The organism is Pengzhenrongella frigida (genome assembly GCF_004168625.1).
GTDB lineage: Bacteria > Actinomycetota > Actinomycetes > Actinomycetales > Cellulomonadaceae > Pengzhenrongella > Pengzhenrongella frigida.
Map to the genome: position 1 here is coordinate 1 of NZ_SDWW01000008.1, position 14,978 is coordinate 14,978.

15 protein-coding genes are annotated in these 14,978 nt (G+C 71.3%); 3 read left to right on the forward strand and 12 right to left on the reverse strand.

All coding sequences use genetic code 11. The features are described 5' to 3' along the window. Nucleotides 1–456 precede the first annotated feature (456 nt). From EUA98_RS04700 to EUA98_RS04740, 9 genes are all read right to left on the reverse strand, one after another. Nucleotides 457–1,512, reverse strand: coding sequence for an MGH1-like glycoside hydrolase domain-containing protein (locus tag EUA98_RS04700; RefSeq protein WP_130101519.1), 1,056 nt, complete (start codon nucleotides 1,510–1,512; stop codon nucleotides 457–459). 182 nt (nucleotides 1,513–1,694) lie between these two features. Then, complete coding sequence (locus EUA98_RS04705) at nucleotides 1,695–2,903, reverse strand: MGH1-like glycoside hydrolase domain-containing protein (protein ID WP_130101520.1); 1,209 nt, start codon at nucleotides 2,901–2,903, stop codon at nucleotides 1,695–1,697. A 96-nt stretch (nucleotides 2,904–2,999) separates the two neighbouring features. Further along, on the reverse strand, nucleotides 3,000–3,743 hold the full coding sequence (locus EUA98_RS04710) for a sugar isomerase domain-containing protein (protein WP_165372718.1): 744 nt from the start codon (nucleotides 3,741–3,743) through the stop codon (nucleotides 3,000–3,002). After that, the gene (locus EUA98_RS04715; protein WP_130101522.1) at nucleotides 3,740–4,489 is read right to left on the reverse strand and encodes a sugar isomerase domain-containing protein; all 750 of its coding nucleotides are present in this window, start codon (nucleotides 4,487–4,489) and stop codon (nucleotides 3,740–3,742) included. The genes EUA98_RS04710 and EUA98_RS04715 overlap by 4 nt, the downstream gene beginning before the upstream one ends. Further along, a complete protein-coding gene (locus EUA98_RS04720) occupies nucleotides 4,486–5,229 on the reverse strand; it encodes an N-acetylmannosamine-6-phosphate 2-epimerase (RefSeq protein ID WP_130101523.1) in 744 nt (247 codons plus the stop codon). Before EUA98_RS04720 ends, EUA98_RS04715 begins: the two co-directional genes overlap by 4 nt. An 11-nt stretch (nucleotides 5,230–5,240) precedes the next feature. Further along, the gene (locus EUA98_RS04725) at nucleotides 5,241–6,269 is read right to left on the reverse strand and encodes a BadF/BadG/BcrA/BcrD ATPase family protein (protein ID WP_130101524.1); all 1,029 of its coding nucleotides are present in this window, start codon (nucleotides 6,267–6,269) and stop codon (nucleotides 5,241–5,243) included. Next, nucleotides 6,266–7,150 (reverse strand): carbohydrate ABC transporter permease, encoded by an 885-nt coding sequence (locus EUA98_RS04730; RefSeq protein ID WP_130101525.1) that lies wholly within the window; start codon nucleotides 7,148–7,150, stop codon nucleotides 6,266–6,268. Before EUA98_RS04730 ends, EUA98_RS04725 begins: the two co-directional genes overlap by 4 nt. Continuing rightward, entirely contained in the window at nucleotides 7,147–8,139 is a 993-nt protein-coding gene (locus tag EUA98_RS04735) for a carbohydrate ABC transporter permease (protein WP_207218974.1), read from the reverse strand. Before EUA98_RS04735 ends, EUA98_RS04730 begins: the two co-directional genes overlap by 4 nt. Before the next feature lie 96 nt (nucleotides 8,140–8,235). Continuing rightward, nucleotides 8,236–9,564 (reverse strand): sugar ABC transporter substrate-binding protein, encoded by a 1,329-nt coding sequence (locus EUA98_RS04740; protein ID WP_130101526.1) that lies wholly within the window; start codon nucleotides 9,562–9,564, stop codon nucleotides 8,236–8,238. Nucleotides 9,565–9,991: 427 nt separating this feature from the next. Here EUA98_RS04740 and EUA98_RS04745 point away from each other — a divergent pair, with 427 nt between their 5' ends. Continuing rightward, a complete protein-coding gene (locus EUA98_RS04745; protein ID WP_130101527.1) occupies nucleotides 9,992–10,768 on the forward strand; it encodes a GntR family transcriptional regulator in 777 nt (258 codons plus the stop codon). 28 nt (nucleotides 10,769–10,796) lie between these two features. On the opposite strand, the gene EUA98_RS04750 is transcribed toward EUA98_RS04745, so the two are convergent. After that, the gene (locus EUA98_RS04750) at nucleotides 10,797–11,624 is read right to left on the reverse strand and encodes an acyltransferase domain-containing protein (RefSeq protein ID WP_130101528.1); all 828 of its coding nucleotides are present in this window, start codon (nucleotides 11,622–11,624) and stop codon (nucleotides 10,797–10,799) included. Between the two features lie 42 nt (nucleotides 11,625–11,666). Between EUA98_RS04750 and EUA98_RS04755 the strand changes: the two genes are divergently transcribed. Beyond that, a complete protein-coding gene (locus tag EUA98_RS04755) occupies nucleotides 11,667–12,284 on the forward strand; it encodes an alpha/beta hydrolase family protein (protein ID WP_130101529.1) in 618 nt (205 codons plus the stop codon). Between the two features lie 34 nt (nucleotides 12,285–12,318). Continuing rightward, nucleotides 12,319–12,768: an acyl-CoA thioesterase gene (locus tag EUA98_RS04760; RefSeq protein WP_130101530.1), complete on the forward strand. Its 450-nt coding sequence runs from the start codon at nucleotides 12,319–12,321 to the stop codon at nucleotides 12,766–12,768. Nucleotides 12,769–12,813: 45 nt separating this feature from the next. Here EUA98_RS04760 and EUA98_RS04765 read toward each other — a convergent pair whose 3' ends face one another. Together EUA98_RS04765 and EUA98_RS04770 are read right to left on the reverse strand one after the other, a co-directional pair. After that, complete coding sequence (locus tag EUA98_RS04765; protein WP_130101531.1) at nucleotides 12,814–13,341, reverse strand: MarR family winged helix-turn-helix transcriptional regulator; 528 nt, start codon at nucleotides 13,339–13,341, stop codon at nucleotides 12,814–12,816. After that, on the reverse strand, nucleotides 13,338–14,975 hold the full coding sequence (locus EUA98_RS04770; RefSeq protein ID WP_130101532.1) for an MFS transporter: 1,638 nt from the start codon (nucleotides 14,973–14,975) through the stop codon (nucleotides 13,338–13,340). Before EUA98_RS04770 ends, EUA98_RS04765 begins: the two co-directional genes overlap by 4 nt. Nucleotides 14,976–14,978 lie beyond the last annotated feature (3 nt).

Genomic DNA, 14,978 nt, shown 5'->3' on the forward strand with positions numbered 1-14,978 from the left:
GAGCAGGTTGGCCCTCCCACGCCTCGAGCATCGTGGAGCACGACTCACAGCGATGTGGGCCCGTGGTTGCGCTAATGCGCGGCAGGACTTCGGTGAACTTGTGCGCTTTTCCGGCGACGGGTCTGCAAAGCCACCGTTGCCGGCGTTGAGGTTCGTTTCCGTACCAACCTGCGCGCACCACCAACGCGCCCGTGTGGCGCTTATCCCCGCATTTTGGTATCTCCACACGCTCATCATATCCACGCTAAGCGACACACTACATGTGTATCACTCTAGAACGAGCCACCCACACGCACCCGGCCGCGGCGGGAAGCGTCGTCAGGCCCGGCCGCGGGCCAGCGCGCGCGCCACGCCGCCGTCGGGCACCGATCGCACGAACCGCACCCGTCGCGACCTCCCACCCGTGTCAGCCGTAGCGCCAGATAGGCGGCGCTACGGCTGACTCGCGTGGACGAGCTAGATCTGGCTGTCCGGGAGGCTCCCGAGCAGGAACCAGCCCGCCTCGGCGTCATACCACTCGCCGCAGGGGGCCTGGCCGCACGACGTCGGCTGAGTGAAGGTCGGCGCGAACCGCGCGTGCACGTCGGCCAGGTAGCTCTCCGCATGTGCGGTCTGGCCCATCAACGCAGCAGCGCGGGTGATCGAGACCCAGGGGTAGGAGTCCGGGATCACCCCGGTGTGCCACGACGGGAACGACGCCGAGAACTGTCCCCATCCGGCCACGGCCTTCGGATCGCTGGGCGCGACCACCCCGAAGATGATCGGCCACAGCTGGGCGACCCCGGGCGCGTAGAACACGTCCGTGCTGCTCGGGCTGGCGTAGCTCGCGTCCCAGTTGTCGTTCGTCGGGTTCCAGAGCTTCGCGACGATCGCGGCCCGGGTCGACTCGGCCCACGACGCGTAGTAGGTCGCCTGCGCGGTCCGGCCGAGCAACGTCTCCAGTGCGGCGAAGTCGGCGAGCCCCGAGTACACCTCGGAGTTGTCCATCGTGTAGGCGACCGCGTACGTCGGCTTCGCGATCGTCAGGCCTGCCTCGGGGCCGGACTCGATCCGGACCCCGATCGGGGCGCCGTACGTGGTGAGGTTCGCGATCGCCTCGTACGTCCCGATGTTGGCCTCGACGAAGCCCTGCAGTGTCGGGTCCCCGCTCGCGTAGGCCCGATAGGCGAGGTTGAGTGTCGTCGAGGCGTAGCTGTCCACGGAGTCGAAGTCGCCGGTCGGCGTCTCGATGCCCGTGGCGGGGTCGAGGACATAGTCGAAGACGCTCTGCGCCGGCACGTTCGGCGCCGCCGCGTTGCGGTGGTCGAGGTACCAGCTCATCCACGACAGGACCCCCGCCCGAGCCGGGGCGGTGTCGGCGGCGAGCAGCCCGAGCGCGGCGATGTTGGCGAAGTAGGGCGTGATCTTGGTGCCCGTGCTGAGGATCGCGCCGCTGGCGAGCTGCTTCGACAGGATGAAGTCGACCTGTTCGGTGATCCAGCTGGCCGGTGCTGCGGCCGGTTCGGGGGTCACGGGCGGTGCTCCGTTCGCAGAGGTAGGCAGAAGAACGGCTCCGGTGAGGGCCGCGAGCGCGATGGCCGTACGGACCCAGTGCGTCCGCCGACCGGAGCTGATCGCGATGCTATGCGCTCCGCGCGAGGAGCTGTTCCCTGTCCGACGACGCCGGCTGCCGGCGCTCGGCGAGAGTGTGGCAGTCACGAGCAGTGCCCGTGCGAGCGCGAGCGAGCCGGTGCGCCCGCGGTCCGGCAGAGCTCGAGGCCGGCCGTCTTCGCGAGAAGGAACCACCCGGCCTCGGCGTCGTACCACTCGCCGCAGACGGCCGCGCCGCACGTGGTCGGCAGGCCGAAGCCAGGGGCGTACCGGGCATGGATCCCCGCGAGGAACGCGTCCGCCGGGGCGGGTTCACCCATGAGCTGGGCGGCCCGGGCGACCGAGACCCACGGGTAGGAGTCGGGCAGCTCCCCGTCGTACCAGGCGGGGAACGAGGCGACGAACTGCCCCCAGCCGGCCAGTGCGCGGGGGTCGGTTGGGGCGACGACCCCGAAGATGATCGGCCAGAGCTGCGCGGTGCCCTGCGCGTAGAAGACATCGGTGTTGCTGGCGTTCGCGTACGCCCAGTCCCAGTTGTCGTTGACCGGGTTCCAGAGCTTGTCGACCATCGCGCTCCTGGTCGCCGCGGCCCACGACTGGTACAACGCAGCCTTCGCGTGCCGCCCGAGGAGCGTCTCGAGCTTCGCGAGATCGACCAGGCCGGAGTAGACCTCGGCGTTGTCCATCGTGAAGGCGATCGGGTAGCTCGGCTTGGCGACGGTCAGCCCGGCGTCGGGACCGGTCACGACGAGCACACCGGTGGGCGCCGGAGTGATCACGAGGTCCGCGATGGCCTCGTAGACGCCGATGTTCTTCCGGACGAAGCCGCGCAGGGCGGGGTCCTTGCTCGAGTACGCCGCGAACGCGACGTTGAGAGCCGTCGAGGCGTAGCTGTCCACGGAGTCGAAGTCGCCGGTCGGCGTCTCGGTCCGCGCGACCGGGTCGTAGACGTAGTCGAACACGCTGTTGGCGGGCACGTTGACGGCCGCCGCGTTGAGGTGGCCGAGGTTCCAGGTCATCCACTTCAGCGTCCCGGCGCGGGCCGCGCGCGTGTCGGCCGCGAGCAGGCCCAGCGCCGCGAGGTTCGCGAAGTACGGCGAGATCCGGGTGCCGGTGCTGAGGATCGCACCGCTGGCGAGCTGCTCCGACAGGATGAAGTCGACCTGTTCGTCGACGACGCCCCGTCCGGCGCCTGGCGCATGCGTGGCCGGGCCGGCCGTCGCTGCGGACGTCGGCAGCAGGAGCGTCCCGGCCAGGGTGGCGACCGCGACCGCGGCACCGGCCCAGCGGGGGAAGCGAGATGTGGTGGGCATGAGTGCGGTCTCCTCGTGGGTCATTTCGGGGTCGGGCGGATCGACGCGGATGGCCGCGCCGTGCGGGTCGAGCGAGATGTCGCTGGTGGGAGCGGCCTAGAGGTAGGTGACGCGGTCGCGGTAGGCCGCGATCCAGCGGGCGTTCCACGCCGTCGAGTCGTCGAGGTTGGCGCTCGCGAACACGGGCGGGGTTGCGCCGCGTTCGGTGAGCCGGGCACTGACCTCGACCATGAGCCCGTGGAGCATCGCCGCGCCCACGGCGGAGGACGTCGGTCCGACCGGTGGCAGGTCGTCACGAAGGACGACGGTGGCGTCTCCGACGACCCCGGGCAGGTCGAGGACGACGTCGGCCACCTCGAACAGGCGCGGCCCGCTTCGGCCGTCGACGGCGGACGAGTAGGTGACGTTGGTCAGGGCGATGACCGTCGCGCCGCGTTGCTGGGCGAGCGTGCACATCTCGACGGTGACCGGGTTGCGGCCCGAGACGGACACGATCAGCAGCAGGTCGCCGGCCCCGAGCGGGACGTCGGCGAGGATCTCCGCCGCCGCCCCGGGAGTCTGCTCGAGGGTGCTCGTCGCGGTGACCGGCTCCACGTTGAGCATCAGGCTCGCCGGCAGGATCGGCCAGATCGGGACCAGCCCGCCGGCCCGGTAGAACTGGTCCTGCACGAGCAGGCCGGCGTGGCTCGCGCCGAACGCGTACAGGACGCGCCCGGCCAGGACCTGCTCGACGATGAGCTCCGCGGCCGCCGCCACCGCCGCCGCCACGCGGTCGGTACCGGCGCACGCGAGCTGCGCCTGCACGACGGCGAGATAGCGGGCGTAGGCGCCCCCGCTCACCGCCCGGTCTCCCGGTAGTGCGCCCGGGTCGCCGCGTAGGTCGCAGCGCCGCCGGGCAGGTTGTAGCTGGTGTAGATCGACGGCACGACCCCGGCCGCTGCGCACTTCTCGATGATCCCCACCGTGACGGCCCACATGAGCGCCGCGCCGGCGAGCCCCGACCAGGCCGCCACCGGCGTGTCGACGCCGTCGATGGCCAGCGCCGCGTCGCCGAAGGGCACGCAGTTGTCGAGCACGACGTCGGCGACCTCGAACAGGCGCGAGCCCGAGGAGTGGCTGCTGGTGAGCTCGGCGGAGAACGCTGCGCCGGTCACGGCCACGACGTGGACCCCGCGGGCGCGGGCCTGGATCGCCAGCTCGACGACGAGCAGGTTGGTCCCGGACACCGAGCTCAGCACGAGGAGGTCGCCGGGCAGGATCGTGCCCTGCTCGAACAGCCACTCGACGAGCAGCTGCGCCGACCGCTCCCCGCTCGCGTCGAGCCGGCCGCGCTCCGCGCCGATCCACTCGTTCCCGGAGTCGACGCTCGCCCCGAACCCGAGCGCCGTGTAGGCCGCGAGCCCCCCGGTCCGGGCGATGAACTCGTGGCTGATCAGGTGCCCGGTGTCGAAGATGTGGATCGGTCGGCTGTCGCCGATCGCGGCGGCGCCGAGCGCAGCGACCGCGTCGATGGCCCCGCCCTGGGTCCGCTCGAGATCGGCGAGGCGGGCCCCGGCGTCGGCGAAGTAGTCCGTGATGGCACTCATGCGGACACCGCGCCCCGTTGCGCCTGCGCCTGGCGGGCGGCGGTGACGAACCGGCGGGTGATGAGCTCCGGGACGGTGATCGCCGAGCCGATGATCAGGGCGTAAGCCCCACCGGCGAAGCAGGCGGCGATGTGGTCGGTGGTCCAGATCCGTCCTTCGACGACGACCGGCACCGGCAGGTCGCGGATCTCCGCGAGCAGGCCGAACGCCGGCCCGAAGCGGTCGAGCTCCTCGGTGTACGGCGTGTAGCCGGCGAGGGTGGTGCCGACCATGTCGGCGCCTGCGTCGACCGCGGCCCGGGCCTCGGCCTGGGTGGAGATGTCCGCCATCACCGGCACGCCGACCGCGTGCAGCCCCGCGATGATCTGCGCGAGCGTCTCGCCGAACGGGCGCTCGCGCTGGGTTCCGTCCAGCGCGACGAGGTTGGCCCCGGCCGCCACCACGTCGAGGGCGTCGGCGAGGGTGGACGTGATCCGCACGTCGTAGCCGTCGCGGTCGACCTTGTTGATGCCGAAGATCGGCAGCGGGCTGACCTGGCGGATGGCCGCGACGTTGGCCGGGCCGTCGACCCGGAACCCCTGGGCACCCCCGAGCTCGGCGCTCAGCGCGAGCGACGCGAGGATCGCCGGGGTGTTCAGGGGGCTCTCGGGGCCCGCCTGGCACGAGGCGATCACCGCGCCCCGCAGGCTCGCGACCAGCGTGCCGCGCTGGTGCTCGGACTCGACCTGTGTGATGTGCATGAGAAGTCTCCTCAGAGCGAATCTGTTGGGTGTGCGGGCGACGCGATCGCGGTCTTCGAGGTCAGGGCCGGCATCGCGCGGACCTGCTCGGTGACGCGGTCTCGAAGTGCGTGGTCGATCTGGATGCCGGCGAGGCCGAGCGCGAGGTAGTACGCGCCGATCACCGGGGGAACCTGTGGCACGACGACCCGGAAGGCGGGGGTCCGTACCGCGAGCTGCGCGATCAGCCGGGTCAGGACCCAGCCGCCGGGGCGCAGGACTCCCCCGGACGGGACGATCAGCCGCTCGTCCTCGTCGAGGAACGGCGCCGCCGCGACGGTGGCCACGACGAGGTCCGCCAGCCGGTCGGCGGCGCGGTCGAGGATGGCGGCGGCAACGGGGTCACCGGCCTCGGCGATCGCGACGACACAGGTGGCCAGCGCCGCGATCGCGGTGCGGTCGAGCCGCTGACCGGTGACCAGGTTGTACACGCCCCGCAGGTCGTTCTGCCCGAGCCGCTCGGCGACCTCGCGGGTGAGCGCCGTGCTCGGGGCGGTCCCGTCGACGTCGCGGGCGGCGGCCTTGAGCGCCTCCATCGCGATCCAGAACCCGCCACCCTCGTCGCCCAGCAACCAGCCCCAGCCACCGACCAGGACGTCGTCGGCCCCGCGGCCGTGCGCGAGGGCGACCGTGCCGGTCCCGGCGATCAGGCCGATCCCGCCGCCGCCGGCCGTCCCGCTGGCCAGCGCGGCGAACGTGTCGCTCGCCAGCGCCGTGCACCGCCGCGCCGGGACGAGCTCGCGGATCACGCGGTCCGCGAGTGCGGCCGACCCCGTCATGGCGAGGCAGCTGACCGCGACCACGTCGCCGTCGGCCGCGCCGAGCATCGCGGCGGCGACCGCGGCGCCCAGCCCGTCCCGGACGAAGCGCTCGGCGTCGGGCTCCTCGTGGTGCCGGATCGGCCCACCGCGCCCGACGCCCCGGATGACGCCGCCGATGCTCGCCAGGACGGCGACCGTGCCGGTCTGGCCACCGTCGACGGCCAGGATCAGGTCGGTCATCCCTTCACCGCCCCGGCCATGACGCCGCGGATGATGTTCTTCTGGAAGAGCAGGTAGACGATCACGATCGGCAGCGTGGTGATGGTGGTCGCGGCCATCATCAGCCCGTACTGGCTGAAGTAGCTGCCCTGGAAGGCGAGCAGCCCGACCTGCAGCGGGAGCAGGGCCTGGTTGCTGAAGACCACCGACGCGAGCACGTACTCGTTCCAGACCCCGAGCACGGTGAGGATCACGACCGTGGCCACGGCCGGGCGGGCGAGCGGGAACGCGATCTTGGTGAAGACCTGGACCCGGGACGCGCCGTCGATGAACGCCGCCTCCTCCAGCTCCTTGGGGAGCTGCTCGAAGAACGCCCGCAGGATGAACATCGCCACCGGCAGGCTGCCGTTGATCATCGGCAGGATGTAGCCGAGCTGGGTGTCGAGCAGGTGCAGCTTGGCCAGCACGAGGTAGAGCGGGATGAACGCACCCGGGATCGGGATGAACAGGAAGACGAGGAGCGCGCCGTACAGGGCCCGCTTGCCGGGGAACCGCATCCGGGCGAAGGCGTACGCGGACAGCGAGGCGAGGAACACGGTTCCGGCGACGACCGCAACGGTGTAGATCACGCTGTTGACGAAGTAGTCGCTGAAGGACGACTGCTGCCAGGCCTGGACGAAGTTGCTCCACTGCGGGCTCTTCGGGATCAGGTGCACTCCCCCGTAGATCTCCGCGTTGGTCTGCAGCGAGGCCGACACCATCCACACCAGCGGGAGGACCGAGGCGAGACCCCAGACCGCGAGGGCGACGTGCAGCAGGACCCGGGGGGCCTTGAGCCGCGGCCGGCCGCGACGGGCCGGCGGATCCTCGAGCAGGTCGGGGCGGTTGAGCAGGACGGTCATGACGGTTCGCCTCCCGATCGACGAGACAGGTACAGCGAGATCATCGAGACTCCGAAGAGCAGGACGCCGAAGATGATCGACAGCGCGGATGCGTAGCCGAAGTCCGGGCTCGGACCGAACGCGGAGCGGTAGATGTGCAGGATCGGCACCTCGGTCGCGTAGCCCGGACCGCCCTTCGTCATCGCGACGACCAGGTTGAAGGTCTGCATCGCCCCGAGGAAGGTCAGCACGCTGACGATGCCGATCACGGGCCGCAGGAGCGGGAGCGTGATCTTGACGAAGATCTGTCGACCGGTCGCACCGTCCATCCGGGCCGCCTCGTAGATCTCGCCGGAGATCCCCTGCAGCCCGGCGAGGAAGAGCAGGAACGGGTAGCCGACGCCCTGCCAGACCGAGACGAGCGAGATCGCCCAGAGCGCCGTGGAGGGGTCACCCAGCCACGGGTGGGCCAACGCGCCCAGCCCGATGCTGTCGAGGGTCGCGTTGATGACGCCGTTGTTGGGTTCCAGGAGCCACTTCCAGATCGTGGCCACGACGATTCCCGACAGGATCGGCGGGAGGTAGAACAGCGTGCGGTAGAGGGTCTGGCCCTTCATCTTGCGATCGACGCCGACGGCGAGCAGGAGGCCGAGCCCCTGCATGAAGACCAGGGCGATGACGGCGAGGAACACGCCGTTGCCCATCGATCCCCACCACACCGAGTCCTGGAGCGCCGCGACGTAGTTGTCCAGCCCCACCTGCTCGAACGTGCTCGACAGCCCGTCCCAGCTCGTGAAGCTGAGCTCGACCGTGCGCACGAAGGGATACACGCTGAACACCAGGAAGAGCACCAGCGTCGGCAGGATGAACAGGTACGCCGTGACCATCTCGATCCGGCGCGCCCGGCTGTAGCGCTTGGCGAGGCGGTTCGGAGCCGGAGTGCCGGCCACGGTGCGCCGTGGGCCGGGGGCCTCGCGATGCGCCGGAGCAAGGACGCGGGGACTGCTCATCGGTGTTCCTCTCGAAAGGGTGCGGGTGCGCTCGCGGCGTGGGGAGCGAGCGCACCCGCAGATCAAGGGACCTGCCTGTCGGCCTGCTGCGACCGACTACTGCGCGAGGTCGGTCTCCTGCGCGAGCTGCATCCGGGCGGCCACGGCCGCCGGGGTGTCGGAGCCCGCGATGATCAGCTGGAGCCCGGCGGTCATGGTGGTGACCACGGCGCCCTGCATCGCGACCGGCGACGCGGGGGTGAGCTTGTCGGCCCCTGCGGCGAACGCGGCGATGTTCTCGTCGAGCTCGAGCTCCTCGGCGACCTGGCGGTTCGCGGGGATGTTGAAGCTGGCCTCGGCGTACTTCTTCTGCTGGTCGGTCGCGGTCAGCCACTTGAGGAACGCCACGGACGCGTCGGCGTTCGGCGAGGTACCGACGACGAAGATCGTCGAACCGACGCCACCGGGGATGTAGAGCGTCTCGTCACCGACCGACGGCGGCATGAACACCCCGTAGTTCTTGAAGTCGGGGCTCGTCTCGTTGAACACCCCGAGCGCCCAGGAGCCGTCGAAGATCATGCCGACCTGGCCCGAGGCGAACAAGGTCTCGGCCGCCGGCATGTCGTAGCCGAGGATGCCATCGGCGAAGACTCCGCCCTCGGCGAGCTTCTCGAACACGGTGAGGAACTCGATCCACTCCGGGGTGTCGTACCGTCCGCTGCCGTCGTAGGCGGCGGTCCGGACGTCGGCCGGGACCACGTTGTCGACGTACATCGACGCGAGCGAGCCGAGCGGCCAGGACGAGAAGCCCGAGACGAACGGTTGGATGTCTGCGTCACGCAGCTTCTGGGAGACCTCGATGAACTCGTCGAGGTCGGTCGGCAGGTCCGTGATGCCCGCCTGCTCGAACAGGTCCTTGTTGTAGAGGATCTGCATGTTGTTGGTGTCCAGCGGCACCAGGTAGGCGCCGGGGTCGACGTCCCACTGGTTGTCGTCGGTGTAGGTCACGCCCTGGATGGCGGACGGCGCGAACTCCTCGAACCACTCGGCGGCGCCGTCGACGGTCGAGAGGTTGAGGATCTTGCCCTCGAGCGCGTACGGCGCGAGCTTCTCGCCGGCGCTGGTCCAGCCGGCGGAGATGTCGGGGAGCTGGTCGGCCTGGGCCGCAGCCTGGAACTTCTGCGGCAGGGCGTCGCCCGGCACGAGCTCGAGCTTGATCTCGACACCCGTCTCGTCCTCGTACTGCGTGGCGAGCTCCTGCAAGAGGTCGGCACGGTCCGTGAAGTAGTGCCAGAACGTGAGCGTCGTCTTCGGCGCCTCGGCGGCGTCGGCATCCGCGGCGTCGGACCCGCCGGCACACGCGGTCAGAGCGAGGGTGAGGCTGAGGCCGATCGCGGCGATCGCAGCAACCTTCTTGCGGCGCGGGTTGGTCGACATTCGTGCCATGGCGGTTCTCCTTGGACGGGGTTCAACGAGGGCCGAGTCGAGGGACTGGGCGAGGAAAGGTGCTTCCCTGCGGTACTTTAAGGTCTAGACCTTTCGGTGGGCTGAAACGTACGCCGCGAACCGGCGACGTGTCAAACCTCACAGCGAGATAGCCGGGTTGCGGTGAGATATCACCAGAAGGCAGACTGTTCAGCACCCGGTCCAGCGATACCGACCGATCAGTGGTCCGTACCAATGCGGGAGCGAGCATCCCGTCAGTTCGGAGTCGACGACAACAAGGAGACATGCGCGTTGAGGACGAGCAGGCGCACCGTCGCACCCGGTAGCCCCCCGATGCCAGCGAACGGCCTTGCGGGGTCGCCGTCGGCGGTACGCTCCGGCCGACGGCCAGGCAGCGCCGACACGCAAGCGCAGGGGACGTAGGGAAATGAGCCACGACACGGACATCGCCAGGAGCGCCGAGCTCGCCGACGCGCTCGGGGCGATCGCGCTCGATTCCGAGACCGCCAAGCACGAGCAGGTGCGCAACCGGTTGATCGAGGTCATCGAGCTGCTCCAGTCCGGGGATCGGCTGCCGCCCGAACGCGAGCTGGCCGCGCGGTTCGGGGTGAGCCGGATGACGCTGCGCCAGGCGATCTCGGGCCTGGCCAGCGCCGGCTACGTGGTGCGGGTCCAGGGCGACGGCACGTTCGTCGCCGATCCGACGATCTCGAAGAGCTCCGAGCTCACGGGGTTCTCCGAGGACATGGCCGCCCGCGGTTTCCGCCCGTCGTCCCGGCTGCTCGCGATCTCGCACGTCTCGGCGGGTGCAGCCCTCGGTCAGGAGCTGGTGATCAGCCCCGAGGAGATGGTGTTCCACCTCGAGCGGGTCCGCATGGCCGATGGCATCCCGATGTGCCTGGAGACCATCGACCTGCCGGCGCGGCTCACCCCCGGGCTCGACCAGCAACCGCTCGATCAGTCGCTGTACGAGATCCTCAGAGCCGTCTACGGCATCGAGCTCTTCGAGGCGGACCAGGTGATCCTGCCGACCGTCGTCAACCAGGAGCAGGCCGACCTCCTGCGGGTCCCGGTCCACAGCCCGGCGCTCATCGTCAAGCGGATCGGCTACGACAAGAAGCGGCGCCCCATCGAGCGGGCGATGTCGATCTATCGCGGCGACCGGTACGACATCCGGATGACCGTCCGGCGCAACCCCACCTGAGGCGCCCGCCCGGCAGGCGGCGGGGGACCTAGAGCCGCAGGTAGCCCGTACCGATCTGCCACCCGTCCGGGCCGGCGGCGCGGTCCAGGACGAGCCGCTGCAGCGCGGTGTCGCGCGGGAGCGTCGGCACCCGGCCGAGGTCACGGGTCCGGAAGACGAAGAACAGGCCCGCCGTGGCGTCGTCGTACGCCGGCGCGAGCGCGGTGAACCGCCGCCCGAACGCACCCATGTTGCTTGCCACCATCCCGGCAACCAGGCCGGGGTCCAGGAGCCACGACTCGCAGACGGCCGTCCGCACCGCCTCCTGCGGGAAGAGCTCGGCGAAGAACGTCACCGCGTGGGCCAGGCTGGCGTCCACGGCCGCCGGGGTGAGCGGACCGGACTCGGGGATATGGATGCCCAGGTACCACTCCCCCGCGGTCAGCACGCCGTCGATCGGCGCCGGCGCCGGGTGCAGCATGAAGTTGAGCCGCCCGAGCGCGAACATCATGCCGGTGTAGTGGGGGATCAACCAGTCCCACGTCTCGAGGCTGAACCGGCCGTGCACACTCCGGCTCTTCGCGAGGTTCCGGCCCACGTCCGCGAAGGTCGCCGCGATGACCTCGCCCGGGACGCCCCGATCGCGGTACCACCTGCGGACCGCGGGCGTCCGCCGGAGGAAAGCAGCCAGCCAGACCATCGGGTCGGTGCACGCCAGGTCGAGCGGCGCCGTGCTGAACGTCCCGAGCCGGGCCGCGAGCTCGGCCTCCGCGGCGACGACGGCCGGGTCGTGCGCAGCACCGGCGAGCAACCGCAGGCAGCCGGGGCGGTCGACGTCGGCGATGGCGAGCGCGTCAAGAATCGGGTCCACGGTCACGTCGCCAGGCTAGGGCCGCCGCCGGCGTGCCAGCATCGGGACATGCGCGCGATCAGCATCGACACCCCGCACGGCGCCGCGGTGGTGCACCTGCACCCGGTCGACCAGCCGCGCGCTGCCCTCGTGCTCGGCCACGGGGCGGGTGGAGGCATCGCGGCGCGCGACCTGGTCGCGGTGAGCGCCGCGGCCCACGAGGCGGGCCTCGCGGTCGCCCTCGTCGAGCAGCCCTACCGCGTGGCGGGCCGCCGCGCTCCCCCGCGCGCACCGACGCTCGACGCCGCGTGGATCGCGGTCGTGGAGCGGGTGCGCGACGACGAGTTCGCCGGCCTCCCGCTCGTGGTCGGCGGGCGCTCGTCGGGCGCCCGGGTCGCCTGCCGCACCACGGCGACCACCGGCGCGGTGGCCGTGCTCTGCCTGGCCTTCCCGCTGCGGCCCCCGCGCCGAGCCGGCGCTCCGGAGGCGCCGAGCCGGTTGTCCGAGCTCGACGCGGTCGAGGTGCCGGTCCTCGTCGTGCAGGGCGCGCGGGACCGCTTCGGGCTCCCGCCCGACGGCCCCACCCGCTCGGTCGTCGTCGTCCCGGGCGACCACGCGCTCACCACCGACCTCCCGGCGGTCGCGGCCGCGGCGCGGGCCTGGCTGGTGGGCCTCCGGGCTCTCTAGGCTCGGTGCGCCACGGCCGGGATAGGCTCGCGCGATGTCCATTCCCTCCGCAAACTGCCGGATCGAACGCCTCGTGGAGTGGGGCGACACGGATGCCGCCGGGATCGCGCACAACTCGGCCACGATGCGCTGGGTCGAGGCGTGCGAGGCCCAGCTGATGCGGGACCTCGACCTCCCGCTGTACTTCCCGACCGCGCCGCGGGTCCAGCAGACGGTCAACTTCACCGCGGTGCTGAGCTTCGGCCAGAGGATCTCGGTCGAGCTCACGGTGCAGCGCGTCGGGACGTCGTCGCTCACGTTCGCGTTCACGGTCGTCGGAGCGGAGTTCGAGGGCCGACCCGCGACCCAGGCGGCGCACGGGTCCGTCACGACGGTGCACGTTCCGCTCGGCAGCATGACGTCCGCGCCCTGGCCCGCCGACGTGCGCGCGCGGCTGGTCGGCTCGAACTGGACCGGCCTCACGCCCGCCGCCGACGTCGCCTGACTCCGTCCCCCACCCGATCGTCAGCCGGCCGGTCCGCGCCGGTCGTCAGCCCCGGCGCGCGGCCTCGTCGAGCGCCTCGTTGAGCCGGCCCAGCGACCAGGCGAGCGTGGCGACGTCGTCGGGCGCCCAGGCCGCGAGCGCCTCGTGGAGCCAGCTGCGCCGCGCGTCGCGGGCCTCGGCGACCAGCCGGGCGCCCTCCTCGGTCAGCTCGAGCTGCTGACCGCGGGCGTCCTGGGGGTCGGGCCGACGCAGGAGCAGGCCGAGCTCCTCGAGCCGGTGCACCTGTCGCGAGATCGTCGCCCGCCCGACGCCGACGTACGCGGCGAGGTCGCAGCTGCGCACGCCCGGGACGCGGGAGACGTGGACGAGCAGCGGGTAGGCCCCGCCGTCCAGGTCGGGGTGCACCCGCTCGGCGAGCAGGCTGGCCGCCGCCCGCGCGCGCCGCATCAGCAGGCCGAGCTCGCGCTCGACCCGTGGGTACGGGTCGGTGGCGGGACGCAGGTCGGTAGCGGGAGACAGGTCGGTAGCGGGAGGCGGGTCGGTGGCGCGGTCGCCGGCCGTCGCGGGGCTCATCGCTCCGCCCCGACCAGCCCGGGCGCCCCGGCGGACTCAGGCTCCGCCATCGCTTCCGCGACGCGTCGCTGCTCGACCCCGGACCGCGTCCCGAGCGGCACCTCCCGCAGGAAGAGCACCGCGACGAGCGCCACGAGCCCGAGCGGAGCGGCGATCAGGAACAGGTCGGCGATCGCGCTCCCGTAGGACGCCTCGACCACGGTGCGGATCGGCACCGGCAGCGACTGGACGTCGGGGATCGTGCCGGTTCCCGCGCCCAGCGCCGCCGGGTCGATCCCGAGCTTCGCCAGTCCGCTCAGCATCAACGTCGTGATCCGCGAGCCGAGCACGGCCCCGAGCGCCGAGACCCCCACCGCGCCCCCGAGCGTGCGGAAGAAGCCCACGGTCGCGGTGCCGCTGCCCATGTCCGCCTGTTCGAGCGTGTTCTGGGTCGCGAGCACGAGGTTCTGCATCAGCATCCCGACCCCGGCGCCCAGCACGAACATGTAGGTGCCCACGAGCGCGAGGTTGGTGTCGTACCCGATCGTCCCCATCAGGGCCAGACCCGCGGTGAGCACGACCGCGCCGGCGATCATGAACCGCCGGTACCGGCCGGTGCTGCTGATGATCCGACCGCTGATCGTGGACGAGATGAGCAGCCCGAGGACCATCGGCACGGTCAGCAGCCCGGACTCGGTGGGGGTCTTGTCCCGGGCGACCTGCATGTACTGGCTGAGGAAGACGGAGGTGCCGAACAGGGCCACGCCGACCGCGACGCTGGCGATCACGGACAGGACCAGGGTCCGGTTCCGGAACAGCCGCAACGGGATGATCGGCTCGGCGGCGCGGGACTCGACCCACACCGCCAGGGCCAGGGCGCCGGCCGATCCGCCGACCATCGCCGCCGTCTGCCACGACGCCCAGGCGAAGTCCCGCCCGGCGAAGGTCACCCACAGGAGCAGCCCCGCGATCCCGGCCGAGAGGAGCAGTGCGCCCGCGTAGTCGATGCGCACGGCGCGGCGCACGAGCGCCGGCAGGTGCAGGGTCTTCTGGAGCACGATGATCGCGGCGATCGCGATCGGCAGGCCGACGAAGAAGTTCCAGCGCCAGCCGGGTCCGTCGGTGATGACACCACCGAGGAGCGGTCCGCCGACCATGCCCAGCCCCATCACCGACCCCATCAGGCCCATGTACCGACCGCGGTCGCGCGGCGAGATGATGTCGGCGATCAGCACGGCGCCGAGTGCGGTCACGCCGCCGGCGCCGATGCCCTGGAACGCCCGCATCGTGATCAGCATGCTCACCGACCCGGAGAGCCCGGCCGCGGCCGAGGACACCACGGAGATCGCCAGCGCCAGCTGGATGAGCAGCTTGCGGTTGACCAGGTCCGCGAGCTTCCCCCAGATCGGGGTCGAGATCGTCGTCGTGAGCAGCGTGGCCGTCACGACCCAGGTGAAGGACGACTGGGTCCCGTCCAGGTCGCGGATGATCCGCGGCAACGACGACGAGATGACGCTCGTGGCAAGGATCGCCACCAGCGTCCCGAGCAGGAGACCGGAGAGCGCCTCGAGCACCTCCCGGTGGGTCATCACGGTGGACGACGGCGCGGTGGACGACGGCGCAGTGGACGACGGCGCAGTTCTCTGGGGACTCATTCG

Excerpts from the sequence above, each read along its gene's own strand:
- EUA98_RS04760 (WP_130101530.1), top strand. The coding sequence starts at position 12,319 with ATGTCCATTCCCTCCGCAAACTGCCGGATCGAACGCCTCGTGGAGTGG.
- EUA98_RS04705 (WP_130101520.1), bottom strand. The coding sequence starts at position 2,903 with ATGCCCACCACATCTCGCTTCCCCCGCTGGGCCGGTGCCGCGGTCGCG.
- EUA98_RS04770 (WP_130101532.1), bottom strand. The coding sequence starts at position 14,975 with ATGAGTCCCCAGAGAACTGCGCCGTCGTCCACTGCGCCGTCGTCCACC.
- EUA98_RS04715 (WP_130101522.1), bottom strand. The coding sequence starts at position 4,489 with ATGAGTGCCATCACGGACTACTTCGCCGACGCCGGGGCCCGCCTCGCC.
- EUA98_RS04735 (WP_207218974.1), bottom strand. The coding sequence starts at position 8,139 with ATGAGCAGTCCCCGCGTCCTTGCTCCGGCGCATCGCGAGGCCCCCGGC.
- EUA98_RS04765 (WP_130101531.1), bottom strand. The coding sequence starts at position 13,341 with ATGAGCCCCGCGACGGCCGGCGACCGCGCCACCGACCCGCCTCCCGCT.
- EUA98_RS04740 (WP_130101526.1), bottom strand. The coding sequence starts at position 9,564 with ATGGCACGAATGTCGACCAACCCGCGCCGCAAGAAGGTTGCTGCGATC.
- EUA98_RS04720 (WP_130101523.1), bottom strand. The coding sequence starts at position 5,229 with ATGCACATCACACAGGTCGAGTCCGAGCACCAGCGCGGCACGCTGGTC.
- EUA98_RS04725 (WP_130101524.1), bottom strand. The coding sequence starts at position 6,269 with ATGACCGACCTGATCCTGGCCGTCGACGGTGGCCAGACCGGCACGGTC.
- EUA98_RS04730 (WP_130101525.1), bottom strand. The coding sequence starts at position 7,150 with ATGACCGTCCTGCTCAACCGCCCCGACCTGCTCGAGGATCCGCCGGCC.
- EUA98_RS04755 (WP_130101529.1), top strand. The coding sequence starts at position 11,667 with ATGCGCGCGATCAGCATCGACACCCCGCACGGCGCCGCGGTGGTGCAC.
- EUA98_RS04745 (WP_130101527.1), top strand. The coding sequence starts at position 9,992 with ATGAGCCACGACACGGACATCGCCAGGAGCGCCGAGCTCGCCGACGCG.